The sequence below is a fragment of the Skermanella aerolata KACC 11604 genome, from assembly GCF_000936425.1.
GTDB classification, from domain to species: Bacteria; Pseudomonadota; Alphaproteobacteria; order Azospirillales; family Azospirillaceae; genus Skermanella; species Skermanella aerolata.
Window position 1 is genome coordinate 161891 of record NZ_AVFK01000011.1, and the last position, 16442, is coordinate 178332.

Consider the following 16442-nt stretch of genomic DNA (forward strand, 5'->3'; position numbering starts at 1 on the left):
CTTGACCTTCGCTCTACAGTTCACGATCGACGTGCTCAGCCTCGGGGGCGCCTATGCCCTGATGGCGCTGGGCCTGGTCATCGTCTACGGCATCCTCAAGCTGGTGAACTTCGCCTATGGCGAACTGATCATGGTGACCGGGTACACGCTGTTCCTGATGGGCGGCTCGGGCCTGCCCTGGCTGGTCATGGCGGCCGTCGCGGTGGCGATGGCTGTCGTCACCGGCGTCCTGACCGACTACATCGCGTTCCGCCCAGTCCGGGCCAAGTCGATCACCGCCGTCCTGATCACCTCCTTCGCCTTCTCGACCCTGCTCCAGAACGCGGCCCTCCTGTTCATCTCGCCCCGGCCGCGCAACGTGCCGCTGCCCGCACTCTTCTCACAGACGGTGGAGATCGCCGGAGTCATCACGCCGGTCCGCAATCTCGTGACGATAGCGGCAGCCGTCGTGCTTCTCGCGGTGTTCGCCTGGGCGATGCGGCGCACCGTGCTGGGCATCGCGATGCGGGCGGCGGCCACCAACTTCACGATGGCCCGGATGCTCGGGATCCCCGCCAACCTGATCATCTCGTCCGCCTTCGCGATCAGCGGGCTGCTGGCCGGCGTCGTCGGCATCCTGTGGATCGGCAGGATCGGGTCGGTCGTGCCCGGCATCGGGTCGGAACCGCTGCTGGTCGCCTTCATCGCCACCGTCATCGGCGGCATGCGCAGCCTGGAAGGGGCGGTGCTCGGCGGTTTCCTGCTGGCGCTGATCGATACCTCGCTCAACTACCTGCTCAGCCAGGAGCTTCTGAAGTTCCGCGACGCCTTCACCTTCGGCCTCGTCATCCTGATCCTGCTGTGGCGGCCGGAAGGTCTTCTCAAGGGACCCGCCACCGGGCAGAGGACGTGAGGGCTCCCATGACGCGTCATCTCCTTACCGCCGCCATCCTGGGCGGCTTCGTCATCCTGCTGGTCGCCTGCGCCGAGATGCTTGGCATCCGTGTGTTCGACCGCATCGCGACCAACCTGTGCATCTCGCTGATCCTGGTGCTGGGCCTTCAGGTCTTCATGGGCAACTCCGGCATCCTGTCCTTCGCCCATATCGGCTTCATGGGGGTTGGCGCCTATACGTCGGCCGTCCTGACGATCCCGCTCCAGATGAAGGGCATGGCCCTGCCGGAACTCTACCTCGTGTTCAAAGGCGTGCAGCTCTCGCCCTATCTCGCGATTCCGATCGCCGGGCTGGTCGCGGCGGCGGTCGCGGCGGCGCTGTCCTATCCGCTGATGCGGCTGTCCGATGCCGCCGCCGTCATCACGTCCTTCGCGCTGCTGGTCGTGCTGCACACCGTCATGACCAACTGGAGCAACGTCACCAACGGTCCGCGCACGCTGTTCGGCGTGCCCCGCGCCACCGACCTGACGCTGGCCGCCGGCGTCGCGATAGCGGCCCTGCTCGGCGCGCTGGCGTTCAAGGAATCGCGGACGGGCCGCCTGCTGAGGGCGAGCCGCGACGACGAGGTCGCGGCGGGCGCGCTAGGGCTCCACATCCCGCACCTGCGCTGGCGCGCCTTCGTCCTGGCCGCCTTGTTCGCCGGGATCGGCGGCGCGCTCTGGGGGCACTTCATCACCTCCTTCTCGCCCAACGCCTTCTACCTGCGCGAAACCTTCGTGATCCTGGGCATGCTGGTGATCGGCGGCGCCAATACGGTGACCGGCGCGGTCGTCGGCACCTTCATCGTGACGGGAGCCTTCGAGGGGCTGCGGTCGCTGGAGGGCTCCCTGAACAGCGCCAAGATCTTCAGCGAGCAGGTGATCGGCCTTACCGAGGTCGTGCTTGCGCTGGCGATGATCGCGGTCCTGATCCTACGTCCGGGCGGGCTTTTCCCGTCGCGCGAGATCGGCGCCATCATCGTCAGGGCCTTATCGAAACGGGAACGATCGACATGAGCTGGAAGACCGCCTACCGCTCCTTCTATTACGCCACCGCCGAGGAGCCCGACGACATCCGGCTCGATCCGGACACGACGGCGCTCCTGGTCGTGGATATCCAGACCACCTACCTGGAAGACAAGGAAACGCCGGAGGAAACCGAGCGCTGGCGTCCGTTCTTCGATCACATGCGCGGCACCGTGATCCCCAACAACCAGCGACTGATCGCGGAATGCCGGGAGCGCGGCGTCGAGGTGATCTTCGCCCGCATCGCCTGCCAGAAGAACGACGGCCGCGACCGTTCGCTCAGCCAGAAGAAGCCGGGCTTCAACTATCTCCTGCTGCCCAAGGACCGCCCGGACGGCCAGATCGTGCCGGAATTGGCGCCGCAGGGCGACGAAATCGTCGTCATGAAGACGACCGACAGCGCGCTGACCGGGACCAACCTGCGCCTGCTGCTCCACAACATGGGCATCAAGGACGTCATCGTGTCCGGCATCTTCACCGACCAGTGCATCTCCTCGACCGTGCGGAGCCTCGCCGACGAGAGCTACGGCGTCGTCGTGGTAGACGACTGCTGCGCCGCGGCGACCCTGGAGCTGCACAAGCGGGAGCTTGAGATCATCAACATGATCTACTGCCATGTCGTCCAGCTCGACGAGGCGCTCGGCTTCTTCGAGTAGCTGGATCACGGGAAGGGGAGATGCCGCAATGACCGGTCTCTACGAGCGCGATGCCCGCACCCTCTCCAGCATGTCGTTCCTGCGCTTCTTTCCGCAGGCCGTGACGGGCGGAGAAGGATCGTACCTGTTCGACGAAGGGGGGCGCCGGCTGCTCGACCTTTCCGCTTCCTGGGGAGCGGCAAGCCTCGGCCACTCGCATCCGGCGGTGCGGTTGGCGGTCGATCGGGCGCTGTCCAACCAGGCGGGCGCCAGCCATCTCTCCGGCGCCAACCTGCCGGCGGTGGAACTCGCCGAGCGGCTGCTGTCGATCGTGCCAGAGCGGGCCGCGGGCCGCGTCTGGCTGGGCCATTCCGGCTCGGACGCCAACGAAACGGTGGCGCGGGCAGTGATCGCCGCGACGGGCCGGCCCCGGATCATCGCGTTCAAGGGCGCTTATCATGGCGGCACGGTCGGCTCGATGGCGATCTCCGGCCATCCGGCGCAGGAGGGAGTGCCCAAGGCCGGCGGCCTGACGCTGGTGCCCTATCCGAATGCCTATCGGGACGGCGGTCCGGAACAGGCATCCGCCAGGGCGCTGGCCCATCTCGATGAGCTTTTCGCCGGTCCCGTGCCGCCGGAGGAGGTCGCGGCCTTCTTCCTGGAGCCGATTCAGTCCGACGGTGGCATGATCGTGCCGCCGCTGGACTTCTTCCGGAGCGTCGAGACGCTGTGCCATCGTTACGGCATCCTGGTCGTCTCGGACGAGGTGAAGGTCGGGCTTGGGCGCAGCGGTCGTCTGCACGCCTTCGAGCATCTCGGCATCGAGCCCGATATCATCGTGTTCGGCAAGGGATTGGGCGGCGGGCTGCCGATCTCGGCCGCCGTTGGACCTGCCGCGATCATGAATCACAGGGCGGCCTTCTCGTTCCAGACAGTTCACGGCAATCCGGTCTGCGCCTCCGCCGCGCTGGCCGTGCTGGATACGATCGAGCGCCAGGACCTTGCCACCCATGCGGCGCGCGTCGGGCATCATCTGACAACTCTGCTGGAAGAGCTGAAGTCATCGCATCCCCTGGTCGGCGACATCAGGGGCCGTGGGCTGGCGGTCGGCGTCGAACTGGTTGGCGACGCCAAGGCTCCGGCGCGACGAGAAACCGCCAAGGTCGTGTACCGTGCCTTCGAACTGGGTCTCGTGCTCTACTATGTCGGCATCAACTCCAACGTTCTCGAAATGACGCCGTCGCTGTTGCTCAGTGCCGAAGAGGCCGCGACTGCAATCGAGATACTGGATCGGGCGCTTGCCGACGTCGAGGCCGGGCGGGTCGCCGACAATGTGGTAGCTGGCTTCGCCGGCTGGTGATGCTTGTTTGATAGGGTACCAGCGGCCTTTAAGATTGATCGGTGGGTTCCAGCAAAGATGTCGGGCTGAAGAGGCCCGACCTACAAATCCAAATGTTGGCAGAAGCACGCTGACGTAGGTCGGGCCTCTTCAGCCCGACATTTAACGCTCCGGACCGGTCAATGTTTAATGCCAACATTTTTATGCGAAATACTTTAAAAACTTTTACACTCTGAGAAAATCAACCGTCGTTACTGCAACAGTATATCCTGAAACCGCATTGTGGCTTACCATTTCGGCATCCGGTTGTCTGCGTCGCCGGCGGCATATGGAAAATGAACAGATCAAGATGTCCAAGGACATTTCCTCCCACTGGGGACTGACGTGCGATGCGCCGCTAATCGTGCAGGATGCTCTCGCCTACTGGGAGGGCAAACTTTGCGGAAGGCGGATGCCGGCGCGGCGTGACTTCGACCCGGTACTGGAAATTCCCCGCCTGTTGCCCTGGGTCATCTTGGTCGACGTCCTGAGGGACCCGCTCGATTTCCGGTACAGGGTGATAGGAACCGGCATCACCGCCCGATCCAGCCGCGATCATACCGGCTTGCGCCTGTCGGAGCTGAACCGGACGGGTCCGGACAGCGTCGTCTGGAATGACCGCCGGACCGTCGTGGAGACCCGCGCGCCGAAGCTGACCGCGCCTTCCTATATAGGCGGAGACAAAACGATCCAGGCCATTTCCGGAATTCATCTTCCGGTTTCCGGCGACGGCGAAACGGTCGATCAGATCTTTACCTTCGTCTGCTATCACACCGCAGCGCAAAGGCTCATCAAGGATTTCCAGTAGAACGACCCGCCGGGCCGACGGGTTCACGCCGGCCCGGCACCCTGATGTCCCGTGCCTACATCTGTCCCGGCATCTGCGCCGGCATCAATACCGCCAAGTCACGGATCTCGCCGGTAAGACCCTTGATGGTGCTGGCCTCGGTCGTTTTGCCGGTAAGCAGGTCGATGCGGTAAAGCGAGGTGCCGGACATCAGCCAGCCGACATTGCCGCCGGCGCCGTCCGACTGGATGTCGAAGCCTCCGACAGCCTTCAGCCCGGTTCCGCCGACGGTATTGAGGACGCCGTCGTTGGGCGGCGACTGCTTCAGCAGGGCGCCGTTCGCGGCGTCGATGTCGTACAGCACCGTTTCCTTGGACTGCCGGTGGGAGTTGGTGTAGGCGCCTGCGACGACCTGGGGCGTCTTGCCGGAATGGGCGTCTCCGTCGGCGAAGCGCAGACGGCCGTCGGTCACCGCCTTGCCGTCGTCGACATTGATCCGAAGGTTCGTTCCGTCGGACCCGATCACGCGCAGCCGGTCGGCGACCGGATTGAAATCGACGGCCAGTCCGGCGGCGCTTGGAAGCGCCGTGTCCAGCTTCGACTTCACGGTGCTGGTACCGCTCGCGAGATCGATCACGTGGACGGTGCCATTCGCCGAAAGCGCATAGAGTTGACCGTCGGCCGGACGGACATCGATCCCGACCAGCGGGCCGGCCGCATTCGGGATCGTCATCGTGCGGGTGACCGCCGAGGCGGCCGTATCGACGAGAGCCAGGGTATCGCCGCCCATCAGGACGGCGACGGTGTCGGCTTTGGCAACGCCGGGCAGGGCGATCAGCGACACGGCGGTCAAAAGGGAGAAAATCTTCATCGTTCGTCTCCGGCAGGAATGTCGGTCAGTACGGGTTGTCACACCTGCTATACCCAGCACCTGCTTAGGCGGATGCAGCGTCCCGTGCCCGATTGAAGAAATTTTTGTCTGGCGAAACGCGGAGCGGCATCTAGATTGAGGCTGGTCGAACGAGACGTGTCAGGAAGGCAATCAGTTGGTCCCGGGGGGAATCAAGGTTTCTGCAAGCGGCGGCATCGACGTGGAGGCCGCTCTTGTCCGCTGTGCTGGTGGAGATCGATTGGCGTTGCGGGAACTGTACGAAGCGGAAGCTCCCGCCATGCTGGGAGTTGCGCGCCGCATCCTTCGCAATTCGGCCCTTCCCGAAGATATCGTGCATGACGCCTTCGTCAGGATCTGGCGGCATGCCGGATCGTTCAACCCGGCAGCCGGGTCGGGTCGCGCCTGGATGTATATGATCGTCCGCAACCGGGCGATCACGGCGGCGCGCCTTGAGGCGCGTTCCGACACCGAAGGCGACATGGAGACACTGCTGGCCGGCGCCGATCCCGTCGATCCGGATTCCGTGATCTCGCAACTTTCCCACAGCACGTCCCTGCGCCGCTGCCTGGAGACGCTCAGCCCGACGCGCCGGCAATCTGTTGTGCTGGCCTATGTCCATGGCTTCACCCATGCCGAACTGGCGGGCCGGCTGGGGGTTCCGATCGGCACCGCCAAGGCTTGGGTCCGGCGCAGCCTGCTTGCCCTGAGAGAGTGTCTGGGATGAGCGGCCGCATGGAGTCCGAAGAGCAGGATCTGTTGGCGGCCGAGTTCGCCATGGGCACCCTGGAAGGCGACGTGCTCGAGCGTGCCGAGCGCCTCGTGGCGGAAGATCCGGCGTTCGCGCGCGATGTCGAGGCATGGCGCCGGCGGTTGGGCGCCCTGGATCGGACGGCTGACCCGGAAACGGCGGACGACGCGCTTTGGAAGCGCATCGAGCGATCGCTGGATGGAGCGGACGATACCCGCACCGAGGCGGCCTTACCCAGTCATGCCCCCCAAGCGGCGGCGAACCAGAACTTCTGGAAACGTTGCGCGATGGGCGGACTGGCGGCGTCCATGCTGCTCACCGCCGGGCTGGTCACCGCCGTAGCGACGCGGCCGGCAGAGCCCTTGTTCGTCGCCGTGCTGCTGGCCGACGACAGGCGTCCCGGCGCTCTTATCCAGATTTACGAGGATCAGGAAGTCAAGCTGGTCCCGTTGCAGGAGTTCGCGATACCGCCGGAACAGGTATTCCAGGTCTGGACCTTGCCGACCCCGCAAAGCGCTCCCGTCTCCATCGGTCTGCTCTCCCAAGCCCGATCGGTGCGGTTGAACCTGTCCGACCTGCCGTCGCCCGCCAGCAACCAGTTCTTCGAGATCACGCTGGAGCCGGCGGGCGGTTCGCCCACGGGACGTCCCACGGGGCCGATCCTGTATAAGGGAAATGCGGCGGAAACATTCTGATCCGTCCCTTCACGGTGACGGCTTTATCGGCTTTTTGCAGGCGTCAGGCGCTAATTTCCTGATTGGACACCCCTGCCCAGTGCCGATTCCAACGACGAAAAGATTGGTTAAAAAAAGTCGGCCCGCCACTGCATCCGTTCGTGCGTCCGCTGGGTAGTCAAGATGTGGGTCCTTTGGGATCGCACCTTCGATCATCCGCGGCGGCCCTCTCGGCCGCTCGCATCGAACAGGAGATTTCAACATGACGAATTACGGTCATCAGGTCAGCCGCCCGGGGCGGGGTCACGATAAAGACGACCATTTTCGCTTCGACATCTCCCGCGACAAAGCGGTCCAGCGCGATCTGGGCGACGGTAACGACACGGTTTCGATCGGTGCGGGACGCGGCGTCCCGGAAGTCCGGCTGACCTTTACGAGCAGCGAAGTCGGCAACGGCAGTCCGCGCGACAGCAATACGATGCCCAATCAGGACGGCGGCCTCGCGGTCCGGGCACAGGCTGAAAACAAGTCGGGAGAGCTTGTCGGACCGGTCAGCCGTTTCGACGACGAAGGCATCAGCTTCGTCAGCAAGGGTAAGTTCACGTTCGACGTCCGCGACCTGGTAAGCGGCGTGGAGCGCGGCAACGAGTTCGACGTGGTCAAGCTCGGAACCAAGGGCAACGACAAGTTCAACGAGAGCGGTTCCCACAAGGCCTATTACATCAATGCCGGCATGGGGCACGATCACGTGACCGGCGGCCGCGCCGACGACTTCCTGGTCGGGGGCGCCGGCAACGACCGCCTGGACGGGCGTGAGGGCGACGACTCGTTCATCGGCGGTGCCGGCAACGACACCATCGTCGGCGGCAAGGGCGACGACCTTGCCATCTTCAACGTCGCCACCGATGGCATCGACACGGTCGACCTCGGCAAGGGTTCCGATACCGTCAACGTCATGTCCCCTGCCGCTCCCCAGGTCCGGTTGACCTTCACGAGCAGCGAAGTCGGCAACGGCAGCGCCCGTGACAGCGGCACGATGGCCAATCAGGACGGCGGGCTTGCGGTACGGTTGCAGGCCGAAGACGCTGCGGGCAACCTCACCGGCGGAGTCAGCCGTTTCGACGACGAAGGCATCAGCTTCGTCGGCATGACGCCGGGTGCTACCTTCGACGTGCGCGATCTGGTCAGCGGCGTGCAGCGCGGAGACCAGTTCGAAGTCGTAACCTTGGGTACCAAGGGGAACGACAAGTTCGACAACAGCGGTAAGGAGCAGTCCTACTACATCAACGCCGGCATGGGCGACGACCACCTGACCGGCGGCCTCGGCGACGACTTCCTGGTCGGCGGCGCCGGCAACGACCGGCTGAACGGCCGCGAGGGCAACGACTCGTTCATCGGCGGCGCCGGCAAGGATGTGTTCGTGTTCAGCGGCGACGCCGGCAACGACACCATTCTCGATTTTGTCTCGGGCACCGACAAGATCGATCTCAGCGCTTACGGGATCGGTTTCGACGATGTCCAAAGCACCTCGATGGGCGCCGACACCGTGATCGGCGTGGATTCGAACAGCGACAGCGCCCAGGACTTCCAGGTCACCCTGGTGAACGCCGGGGCACCGGTCCAGACCGACTACTTCTTCGGTTAAGGCCTTGGTCCGTCCGCTGCATGCCGGCGGACGGACCTTCCTTTTTTGGGAAGAGGAACGCCGTGTCGCAAGATAATGTTCTGTCCGATGCTCTCAGTCGGTGCCGGCGCGCCTTGACGGGAGTGATGCTGTTCAGCGCCGTGCTGAACGTCCTGATGCTGACCTCGTCCGTCTACATGCTTCAGGTCTACGACCGCGTCCTGTCCTCGGGAAGCATCGAAACCCTGTTGTACCTGACGATCATCGCCGCCCTGGCACTGCTGCTTCTCAGTCTGCTCGACACCCTGCGCAGCCGCATGCTCGATCGGGTCTCCACCTGGCTGGAAAGGCGTGTCGGCCCGTTCGCCTTCCGCCGGGCGCTCGACGCCAGTCTCAGCCAGCGCGACTACCAGGGCGAAAGCCTTCGGGATCTCGGTGCCGTCCGCACGTTCCTCGGCTCCGGCATCGCAACGCTGTTCGACGTTCCCTGGGTTCCGGTCTATCTCGCCGTCGTCTATCTGCTGCACCCCTTGATGGGGCACGTGGCGCTGGCCGGCGCCGTGATCCTGTTCCTGCTCGCTCTGGCCAGCGACCTCGCGGCCAGACGGCCGCTGCGGGAAGCGAACCGGTCGGCGACCCGGAGCATGCGCACGGTAGACGGCGCCCTGCGCAATGCCGAGGCGATCGACGCCATGGGCCTGACGGACGCTGTCCTGCGGCGCTGGGCCGGATTGAGCCACGGGGCGCTTTCCATGCAGTCCCTCGCGAGCGACCGGGCCGCCGCCATCCAAGGCGCCGCCAAGTTCGTCCGGCTCTTCGTGCAGACGGCAATCCTCGGCGTCGGCGCCTGGCTGGTGATCCGGCAGGAAGTCAGCGGCGGCGCCATGATCGCCGGCTCGATCATCATGGGACGCGCCCTGGCTCCGGTCGAGCAGGCGATCGGAACCTGGAAGCAGATGATCCAGGCCCGCGAGGCTTATAAGCGTCTGGCCGCGTTCCTGGCGCTCCCGCCGCTGAGGGCGGAGGCCATGCCCCTGCCGGCGCCGGAAGGGCGGCTTTCGGTGGAGGGCGTCTGTTTCGGGCTTCAGGGGAAACCCCTGATCCTGAAGTCGGTCTCCTTCAAGGCCGATCCGGGCGAGGCGGTCTGCATCATCGGTCCTTCCGCCGCCGGCAAATCCTCCCTGGCCCGGCTGCTGGTCGGCGTCAGGAGCCCGCAGACCGGCATCGTCAGGCTCGACGGCGCCGATATCTTCTCCTGGCCGAAGTCCGATCTCGGACGGCATGTCGGATATCTGCCCCAGGACGTCGAACTGTTCTCAGGCACGATCCGGGAGAACATCGCCCGTCTGGAGGAAGCGGACCCGGCGAATGTCGTCGCGGCGGCGCGCATGGCTAATTGCCACGACATGATCCTGAAGCTGGAAAAGGGTTACGAAACGGAGATCGGCGAGGCCGGGGTCCGGCTGTCCGGCGGCCAGCGCCAGCGCATCGCACTCGCCCGGGCGGTGTTCGGCCGTCCCCGGCTGGTCATCCTGGACGAGCCGAACGCCAGCCTCGACGGCGAAGGCGAGGAAGCCCTGAACCGGGCCATCGCGGCCCTGAAGGCCAGCGGCTCGACCGTCATCGTGATCGGACACCGCCCCAGCCTGCTGCAGGAAGTCACCAAGGTCCTCGTGCTGGTGGCGGGACAGGTCGAGATGTTCGGCCCGCGCGCCGAAGTCATGGACCGGCTGACCCGGCGCAACGTCCAGCCGGTGGCGGCCGGATCGCCGGCACGGGCGCAGGCGGCGGCCGGTTCGCGTTCCGCCATTCCCCAAGCCGCAACGCCAACGCCGGCGGAGTAAGAACATGAACGTCCTTTCGCAAAGCGTCGATCCTCGGCCGGGCCGGCCGTCCGATCCCTTCGGCCTCCCCGACCGGCCCGCCGTCGGGTCCCTGTTCCGGACCGGAGCCACGGCGATCGTGCTGTGCCTCGGCGGGTTCGGCGCCTGGGCCGGGCTGGCTCCGCTGTCGAGCGCCGCCATGGCTCCCGGCATCGTTCGGGTCGAGACCGAGCGGAAGACCGTGCAGCACCTGGAAGGCGGCATCATCGCCGAGTTGCTGGTCCGCGAAGGCGACCATGTCGCGGCGGGTCAGGTCCTGCTCAGGCTGGACGATCTCGAAGCGAAGGCGCTGTACGACCTGCTGAAGGCGCAGCAAAGCGCCCTCGCGGCACAGCAGGCGAGGCTGATCGCCGAACGCGACGGCCATGACGACATACCGTTTCCGGAGTTCCTGCGCGAAGGGATGTCCAGCGGCAAGGTCGGTGAGATCGTCCGTGGGCAGCAACGTATCTTCGCCAGCGGGCGTGAAGCCCTGCAAGGCGAAACCGATGTCCTGCACCAGCGCATAGCCCAGTTGAACGCCCAGATCGAGGCCTTCAACGCCCAGGTGAAAGCGGGCGTCGATCAGCTTGCCCTGATCGACGAGGAGGTCGCTTCCGTCAAGGTCCTGGTGGAGAAGGGGTTGGAGCGCAAGCCGCGCCTGCTGGCACTGGAAAGAAACGCCGCCTATCTCGCCGGTCAGCAGGGGGACTATGCCGGCCGCATCGCGCAGTCGAGGGAGACGATCGCCGGCGCCCGGATGGAAATCCTCAATGCCCGCCGTACCCGCGTCGAAAAGGCCGCGCTGGAACTGCGCGAGGTCGAAACTCAGCTTGCCCAGGTCGAGGAGCGGCTTGCCGAGGCCGGCGTCAAGCTGGGTCGCCGTGAAGTCCTGGCGCCCCAGGCCGGCACGGTGCTCGATCTGCGCTACCACACTCTCGGCGGGGTGGTTCCTCCGGGTAACGAGATCCTGGATATCGTGCCGAGCGACGAAAAGCTGATGGTCGAGGCGCGTCTCAGCCCGACCGATATCGATGTCGTCCACGACGGCCTGACCGCCAAGCTGGTGCTCTCCGCGTTCAAGAGCCGGACGACGCCTCATATCGACGGCCGGGTCGTCCAGGTCTCGGCGGACGTCCGGCACGACGAGCGCACCGGCGAGCCCTATTACATGGCGCGTGTCGAGGCGGACGCGCGGCAATTGGCCGGCCTGGAGGGAATCGGGCTGACGCCCGGCATGCCGGTCGAAACCATCATCCACACTGGAGACCACACCTTCTGGACCTACCTCGTCCAGCCCTTGACCGACAGCTTCAGGCGAGCGTTTCGGGAACAATGACGCCCAGCGCCACGACGGCGTGGCGGCTCTACCGACAGGCCGCCGCCGTCGTGCCGGGCTCGAATAAAGGACAGGTGGCTTTGGTTACAAAACGCAAATACCTATATCGATATAGGTAAAAATGAATATACGGTTGAATAGTGTCGTGATTTAGTCTAAAATACCATAATGTCTGAAGAGGGACGGAATTGCAGCGTCCTTGGCACTTCCGCAACACACAATAAAGAAATTCACGTTACTTGAAGAATTGATTTAGATCAGTACAGCGACCAGATGCCACAGTAGTCGTCTCTCCCGTATCTCAAGTTCATGTGCCACAACATTACTTCGGAATGCTCGGCAAAACGCATTGCCGGCTTTACTCTGGAGTATCGATCATGTCTCGTTCGTGGCACAACCTCGGCGCCGTCTCGACCCTTGCTCTCGCTGTGTTTGCGTTTGGCGCAACGGCTACGGCGAATGCCCAGGAAATGGACTTCAAGCCCAAGGCGGCGGGCGACATCAACATCCGTTTGCGCGCCCTCGGCGTGTTCCCCGATGAGAGTGGCAGCGTCAAGACCGCCGGGGGCGCCGATACCGGCCTGGATGCAAAAGTGGGGAACGCCTACGTTCCCGAAGTCGACTTCTCGTATTTCCTGACCGACAACATCGCCCTCGAACTGATCGCCGCGACCGCGCGCCACGAGGTGGACGCCAAGGGTCCCGGCGCCGCCGTCGGATTGGGAAGCGTCTGGCTGCTGCCGCCGACGCTGACGGTGCAGTACCATTTCATGCCCAAGTCCCGGTTCAGCCCCTATGTCGGCGCCGGCCTGAACTATACGGTCTTCTATAACGAGAAGAGCGGCGACGCCGCTTCCATCAGCTACGACAACGGGTTCGGGTATGCCCTGCAGGCGGGCATCGACTATGCGATCTCAGGCCCATGGACACTCAACCTCGATGTCAAGAAGCTGTGGCTGAGCACCGACGTCAAGGTCAACGGCGGCGCGCTCAAGGCGGATGTCGATATCGATCCCTGGATCGTCGGCATCGGGGTCGGCTACCGGTTCTGATAGCAGTGGCATCGGAGCTTGACCGGTCCGGACCGCCGATCTTCCGCTCACGTGGTCACGAGCGTTGCTCCCGGATGGCAGGATACTCATGTAAGGTTCGAGTGTCCGGCCATTCGGAGAAGACGCGATGCGGTCCCTGGTTCTATTAGCCACATGTTTCTGTCTAAGCGGCTGCGGTCTTGCCGCCGCACCGTGCCGGGTCGCCTCGGCGGTGATCAAGATCGTCCCGGTCGTCGGCCATGCTGCGGCCACTCCGACCGATGCCTGCGCAGCGGTCATCGATCCCTAGGCTTCGATCATCACAGCCTTCCAAACCGCGGTGCTCTGGATGTCCTGAAGCGTCGGAAAGCTCAGGCGACCAGGGTGATTGCTTCTGTTCGCGACAGGCTTTCCGCCAGGAAGGTGACGAGCGGCTGAATAAGTTCGGCCGCTTCGGACTCTTCCCCGATCACCGTGATCTCCGTCATGGGCAGCACCGGCCAGTGGGCAGGCACGCGGAGGATCTGCATGCCTTCCTGAACGAACGACTTGCCCAGCACGGTGACTCCCAACCCGCCCGCGACGGCAGCCTGAACGCCCATCAGGCTGCTGGCAGTGCAGGCCACGGTCCATTCGCGTCGGACCGAATCAAGCGCCGAAATCATCAGTTCGCGGTAGGTGCAGGGCGGCGGCAGCATGACGAGGCGCGCGGGCTTGCTGAAGTCGACCTGGAAATCGGCCGATGCCAGCCAGACCAGCGGTTCGCGCCAGATCACCCGGCCGCGCTGTGCCTGCCCGTCCTTCTTGGCGATCACCGCGTCAAGCCGATCCTCGTCATAGGCGGCCAGCAGCGAGCAACTCAGGCCGGTCATCAGGTCGATATGCATGCCGGGATACAGGCGGCTGAACCGCGCCAGCAGCTTCGGCAGCTCGTTCGGGATGAAGTCTTCGGCGATGCCGAGCCGCAGGGTGCCGGCGGCGGGCGGCTTCCGCATGTCGCGGACGACGGCGTCGTTGAATTCAAGCATCTGGCGCGCGGATACCAGCAGGCGTTCGCCGTCTCGCGTCAGGCTGAGGGACCGGCTGGTCCGGTCGAAGACGCGCCGGTCCAGGATCTCCTCCAGCCGCTGCACCTTCTGGCTGACTGCCGATTGCGAGCGCCCGACCACATCGGCGGCCGCCGTGAAGCTGCCGGTTTCGGCCACCGCGACGAAGGCCCGCAACAGATCGATCTCAAGGTCGGGGAAGCGCATGGGTACTCGGCTTTCTTCCGTGGATGAGCCATACCTATGACGTTCCCCGCTTGCCTGCAAGGATGCGGACGGATCGGAAAACCGGAGCCCGATACCGTGACGGATCAGTACCGCAGGATGTCGCTCGGCCTCTGTTCCAGGCGCCGCTGCTTTTCCTCAAGCCTCTCCTGATCGCGTCTCTGCTGATCGCGGTTCCGTTCGGAAAGCGACGGTTGAGGTCCCTCGTAGCGGTCCTGCCGTTGTTTCTCCTGTACCGCGCGGTCCAGGCTTGAACAGGATTGGCGGTCACCCTCCCGGCAGGCTCGCCGAAGGTCGGTCAGGATGGTTTCCCTATCCTGTTCGATCGCAGCGGGTCCCCGAATACCGTAACCCCGGTCGTCGTCGGGGATTTCGGCGCATCCCAGGAGAAGCAGGGGAAACAGCGTCAGGAGATATGGAGAACGCATGATGGCAGCCCTATCGGAGTTTTTCACCGTGATCAACTGCCTGCATGCCGATAGCATTCCATGCCGGCTGGACCTTCGCCTGGACTGCCCGACCGTTCAGGCGAATTCAAACACGGTGGCGGCGCGCGCGGTGAGGTCAGCCGCCTCGACGCCGATCAGCAGCACGGAATGGGCATTGCCGAGGTCGATCAGCGTGGACCCGTGAAGATCGGCCATGCCGTCGAGCAGTGCGTGCAGGGTCGGTCGTCCGCCCGCACCGTCCAGCAGGATTTTGTCCCTTGCCGGATCGAAGTCCAGCACCTTGTCCGAACCGCCGGACCCGGCATGGAACACGAAGATGTCGGCGCCGGCGCCGCCGCTCATGACACTCTGGCCCGGGCCGGCGTGCAGCGTGTCGTTGCCTTGGCCGCCGGACAGGAAGGACGAACCGAGACCGCCGTAGATCTCATCGTCGCCGGCTTCGCCGAACAGCCGGTCGTTGCCCGTTCCTCCATAGATCCGATCGTTCCCGCCGCCGCCGAACGCCGTCAGGTCGCCTGTTTCACGGATGGCCCAGTGACCGTATTCCGTCTGATAATATCCGTAGTCGTAGTTGTTGAGGGAAGTGCTGATAGCCGTGTCATAGTAATAATTGTAGGAGTTATGATCGTCCGGAGAACTGCCGGCATAATTGGGATCGAGCGTCCTGGTGGCCGGGTTCCATATCCACTGTCCGGGATAGTCGAACGACGCCAGCGATTCCGTCCAGTGCCTGCCTTCCGGAGAGCTGCTGTAGTCGAATGCGACCGGCCCTTTCAGAAAGGACTGGCCGATCATCGGCGTATCGAACACCACCGTTCCCGTGGCTGTACTGGGTGAAGTGCCGGTGTGCGAGACCGTGACGAACTCGGTCATGTATTGCTGCCATTGTTCGTCCCAGACTTGAATCTCTTCGTCCCAGAACTCTGTCCACACGTTCGAATTTCCGGCATCCGGTATCCAGTCGAACGTCACCTGCCGACACGCCGCGATAACATCCGCCCCCGAGCCACCCTGCTGAAACTGCGAGGCGCCAACCGTTGCGGACAACGTTCCAGTCGTTCCAGCCATAACTCCTCCAACCACATGCGCGATGAACCGAGTGTTGGGATGGTATCCGCGCAATAGTTTAGAGTAAGTAAATAGTATTGAGCGCCCTAGTATGTTTCAGTGGAAATACGGATTTATCAATAATGAATGGATTTTCATTTCATTTTGGTACCATGTAATAACTTCGATATTACTGTCTTTACACAGTGCGGGGCAGTATCTTCAGCCGAGAGGTCCGTGCAGGCAAGACCCGGCTCATCGTCCGCTTGCACGGGCGAAGTCGAGCAGGGTCGCCCTGATGCGGCTTTCGTGGCTGCCGGGCCAATACAGGCGCCCGCAGCCCGGACAGAAGTGTATGGGCACGCCTTGATCCCTTATCCTGGCGGGAACCATGCGGTCCATTTCCGGTGCCGCCGGTGTCAGCACGGTGTTGCAGACCATGCAGCGCGAGAAGGGATCGAGCAGCCAGTCCACACCGAGCGTCTGCCCGAGAAAGCCGGCTTGAGCGCGAACGGCATCGCTGTTCAGCATGACGACAACTTCGTTGGCCCGCTTGCGTTGCAGGATAGCCCGGTCGCGGGTCAGGAGTTTCCGCCCATCGGCTAGTGCGCGGGCCAACAGGACACCGTCCGGATCGCCTCCTTCGGCGATCACGGTGTCGTAGCCGGCGCCGCGCAGCCAACGGCCCAGGCGGTGAAGCATTTCATCGCACAGAAAACGCACGCCAGATCCCTGGATCCGCCAGTCCAACTCGGCCCCGTCACACT

17 protein-coding genes are annotated in these 16442 nt (G+C 64.1%); 12 read left to right on the forward strand and 5 right to left on the reverse strand.

What is annotated here, in order from left to right; genetic code table 11:
• The first annotated feature begins 1 nt into the window (after position 1).
• The 5 genes from N826_RS15705 (at position 2) to N826_RS40060 (ending at position 4759) form a co-directional block, all read left to right on the forward strand.
• The gene (locus N826_RS15705) at positions 2 to 892 is read left to right on the forward strand and encodes a branched-chain amino acid ABC transporter permease (RefSeq protein ID WP_044430358.1); all 891 of its coding nucleotides are present in this window, start codon (positions 2 to 4) and stop codon (positions 890 to 892) included.
• 8 nt (positions 893 to 900) lie between these two features.
• Positions 901 to 1929 (forward strand): branched-chain amino acid ABC transporter permease, encoded by a 1029-nt coding sequence (locus tag N826_RS15710; RefSeq protein ID WP_044430360.1) that lies wholly within the window; start codon positions 901 to 903, stop codon positions 1927 to 1929.
• Positions 1926 to 2594, forward strand: a complete 669-nt coding sequence (locus N826_RS15715) for a cysteine hydrolase family protein (RefSeq protein WP_044430363.1) — start codon at positions 1926 to 1928, stop codon at positions 2592 to 2594. The genes N826_RS15710 and N826_RS15715 overlap by 4 nt, the downstream gene beginning before the upstream one ends.
• Before the next feature lie 28 nt (positions 2595 to 2622).
• Positions 2623 to 3933, forward strand: coding sequence for an aspartate aminotransferase family protein (locus N826_RS15720; RefSeq protein WP_044430366.1), 1311 nt, complete (start codon positions 2623 to 2625; stop codon positions 3931 to 3933).
• Positions 3934 to 4261: 328 nt separating this feature from the next.
• Positions 4262 to 4759: a PAS domain-containing protein gene (locus N826_RS40060; RefSeq protein ID WP_169789358.1), complete on the forward strand. Its 498-nt coding sequence runs from the start codon at positions 4262 to 4264 to the stop codon at positions 4757 to 4759.
• A gap of 55 nt (positions 4760 to 4814) precedes the next feature.
• On the opposite strand, the gene N826_RS15730 is transcribed toward N826_RS40060, so the two are convergent.
• Positions 4815 to 5609: a DUF4394 domain-containing protein gene (locus N826_RS15730; protein WP_044430369.1), complete on the reverse strand. Its 795-nt coding sequence runs from the start codon at positions 5607 to 5609 to the stop codon at positions 4815 to 4817.
• 259 nt (positions 5610 to 5868) lie between these two features.
• On the opposite strand from N826_RS15730, the gene N826_RS15735 reads away from it, so the two are divergent.
• From N826_RS15735 to N826_RS45890, 7 genes are all read left to right on the forward strand, one after another.
• On the forward strand, positions 5869 to 6354 hold the full coding sequence (locus N826_RS15735) for a sigma-70 family RNA polymerase sigma factor (protein ID WP_211099298.1): 486 nt from the start codon (positions 5869 to 5871) through the stop codon (positions 6352 to 6354).
• A gap of 8 nt (positions 6355 to 6362) precedes the next feature.
• Positions 6363 to 7073: an anti-sigma factor gene (locus N826_RS15740; RefSeq protein ID WP_044430463.1), complete on the forward strand. Its 711-nt coding sequence runs from the start codon at positions 6363 to 6365 to the stop codon at positions 7071 to 7073.
• 241 nt (positions 7074 to 7314) lie between these two features.
• Complete coding sequence (locus N826_RS15745) at positions 7315 to 8697, forward strand: calcium-binding protein (protein WP_044430374.1); 1383 nt, start codon at positions 7315 to 7317, stop codon at positions 8695 to 8697.
• Between the two features lie 62 nt (positions 8698 to 8759).
• Positions 8760 to 10520, forward strand: a complete 1761-nt coding sequence (locus N826_RS15750) for a type I secretion system permease/ATPase (RefSeq protein ID WP_244619583.1) — start codon at positions 8760 to 8762, stop codon at positions 10518 to 10520.
• A 4-nt stretch (positions 10521 to 10524) separates the two neighbouring features.
• Positions 10525 to 11877 carry an HlyD family type I secretion periplasmic adaptor subunit gene (locus N826_RS15755; protein WP_052831363.1) on the forward strand — a complete coding sequence of 451 codons (1353 nt, stop codon included), beginning with the start codon at positions 10525 to 10527 and terminating at the stop codon, positions 11875 to 11877.
• 377 nt (positions 11878 to 12254) lie between these two features.
• Positions 12255 to 12929, forward strand: a complete 675-nt coding sequence (locus N826_RS15760) for an OmpW/AlkL family protein (RefSeq protein WP_044430378.1) — start codon at positions 12255 to 12257, stop codon at positions 12927 to 12929.
• Positions 12930 to 13056: 127 nt separating this feature from the next.
• Positions 13057 to 13218, forward strand: a complete 162-nt coding sequence (locus N826_RS45890) for a DUF6726 family protein (RefSeq protein ID WP_308518242.1) — start codon at positions 13057 to 13059, stop codon at positions 13216 to 13218.
• Between the two features lie 61 nt (positions 13219 to 13279).
• Here N826_RS45890 and N826_RS15765 read toward each other — a convergent pair whose 3' ends face one another.
• From N826_RS15765 to N826_RS15780, 4 genes are all read right to left on the reverse strand, one after another.
• Complete coding sequence (locus N826_RS15765; protein WP_044430380.1) at positions 13280 to 14161, reverse strand: LysR substrate-binding domain-containing protein; 882 nt, start codon at positions 14159 to 14161, stop codon at positions 13280 to 13282.
• Positions 14162 to 14265: 104 nt separating this feature from the next.
• Entirely contained in the window at positions 14266 to 14607 is a 342-nt protein-coding gene (locus tag N826_RS15770; protein ID WP_147040648.1) for a hypothetical protein, read from the reverse strand.
• A gap of 96 nt (positions 14608 to 14703) precedes the next feature.
• On the reverse strand, positions 14704 to 15561 hold the full coding sequence (locus tag N826_RS40065) for a calcium-binding protein (protein ID WP_186818087.1): 858 nt from the start codon (positions 15559 to 15561) through the stop codon (positions 14704 to 14706).
• Between the two features lie 369 nt (positions 15562 to 15930).
• Complete coding sequence (locus N826_RS15780; protein WP_063772263.1) at positions 15931 to 16398, reverse strand: Mut7-C RNAse domain-containing protein; 468 nt, start codon at positions 16396 to 16398, stop codon at positions 15931 to 15933.
• Between the last annotated feature and the right edge of the window lie 44 nt (positions 16399 to 16442).

Excerpts from the sequence above, each read along its gene's own strand:
- N826_RS15710 (WP_044430360.1), top strand. The coding sequence starts at position 901 with ATGACGCGTCATCTCCTTACCGCCGCCATCCTGGGCGGCTTCGTCATC.
- N826_RS15715 (WP_044430363.1), top strand. The coding sequence starts at position 1,926 with ATGAGCTGGAAGACCGCCTACCGCTCCTTCTATTACGCCACCGCCGAG.
- N826_RS15720 (WP_044430366.1), top strand. The coding sequence starts at position 2,623 with ATGACCGGTCTCTACGAGCGCGATGCCCGCACCCTCTCCAGCATGTCG.
- N826_RS40060 (WP_169789358.1), top strand. The coding sequence starts at position 4,262 with ATGTCCAAGGACATTTCCTCCCACTGGGGACTGACGTGCGATGCGCCG.
- N826_RS15730 (WP_044430369.1), bottom strand. The coding sequence starts at position 5,609 with ATGAAGATTTTCTCCCTTTTGACCGCCGTGTCGCTGATCGCCCTGCCC.
- N826_RS15740 (WP_044430463.1), top strand. The coding sequence starts at position 6,363 with ATGGAGTCCGAAGAGCAGGATCTGTTGGCGGCCGAGTTCGCCATGGGC.
- N826_RS15745 (WP_044430374.1), top strand. The coding sequence starts at position 7,315 with ATGACGAATTACGGTCATCAGGTCAGCCGCCCGGGGCGGGGTCACGAT.
- N826_RS15755 (WP_052831363.1), top strand. The coding sequence starts at position 10,525 with ATGAACGTCCTTTCGCAAAGCGTCGATCCTCGGCCGGGCCGGCCGTCC.
- N826_RS15760 (WP_044430378.1), top strand. The coding sequence starts at position 12,255 with ATGTCTCGTTCGTGGCACAACCTCGGCGCCGTCTCGACCCTTGCTCTC.
- N826_RS45890 (WP_308518242.1), top strand. The coding sequence starts at position 13,057 with ATGCGGTCCCTGGTTCTATTAGCCACATGTTTCTGTCTAAGCGGCTGC.
- N826_RS15765 (WP_044430380.1), bottom strand. The coding sequence starts at position 14,161 with ATGCGCTTCCCCGACCTTGAGATCGATCTGTTGCGGGCCTTCGTCGCG.
- N826_RS15770 (WP_147040648.1), bottom strand. The coding sequence starts at position 14,607 with ATGCGTTCTCCATATCTCCTGACGCTGTTTCCCCTGCTTCTCCTGGGA.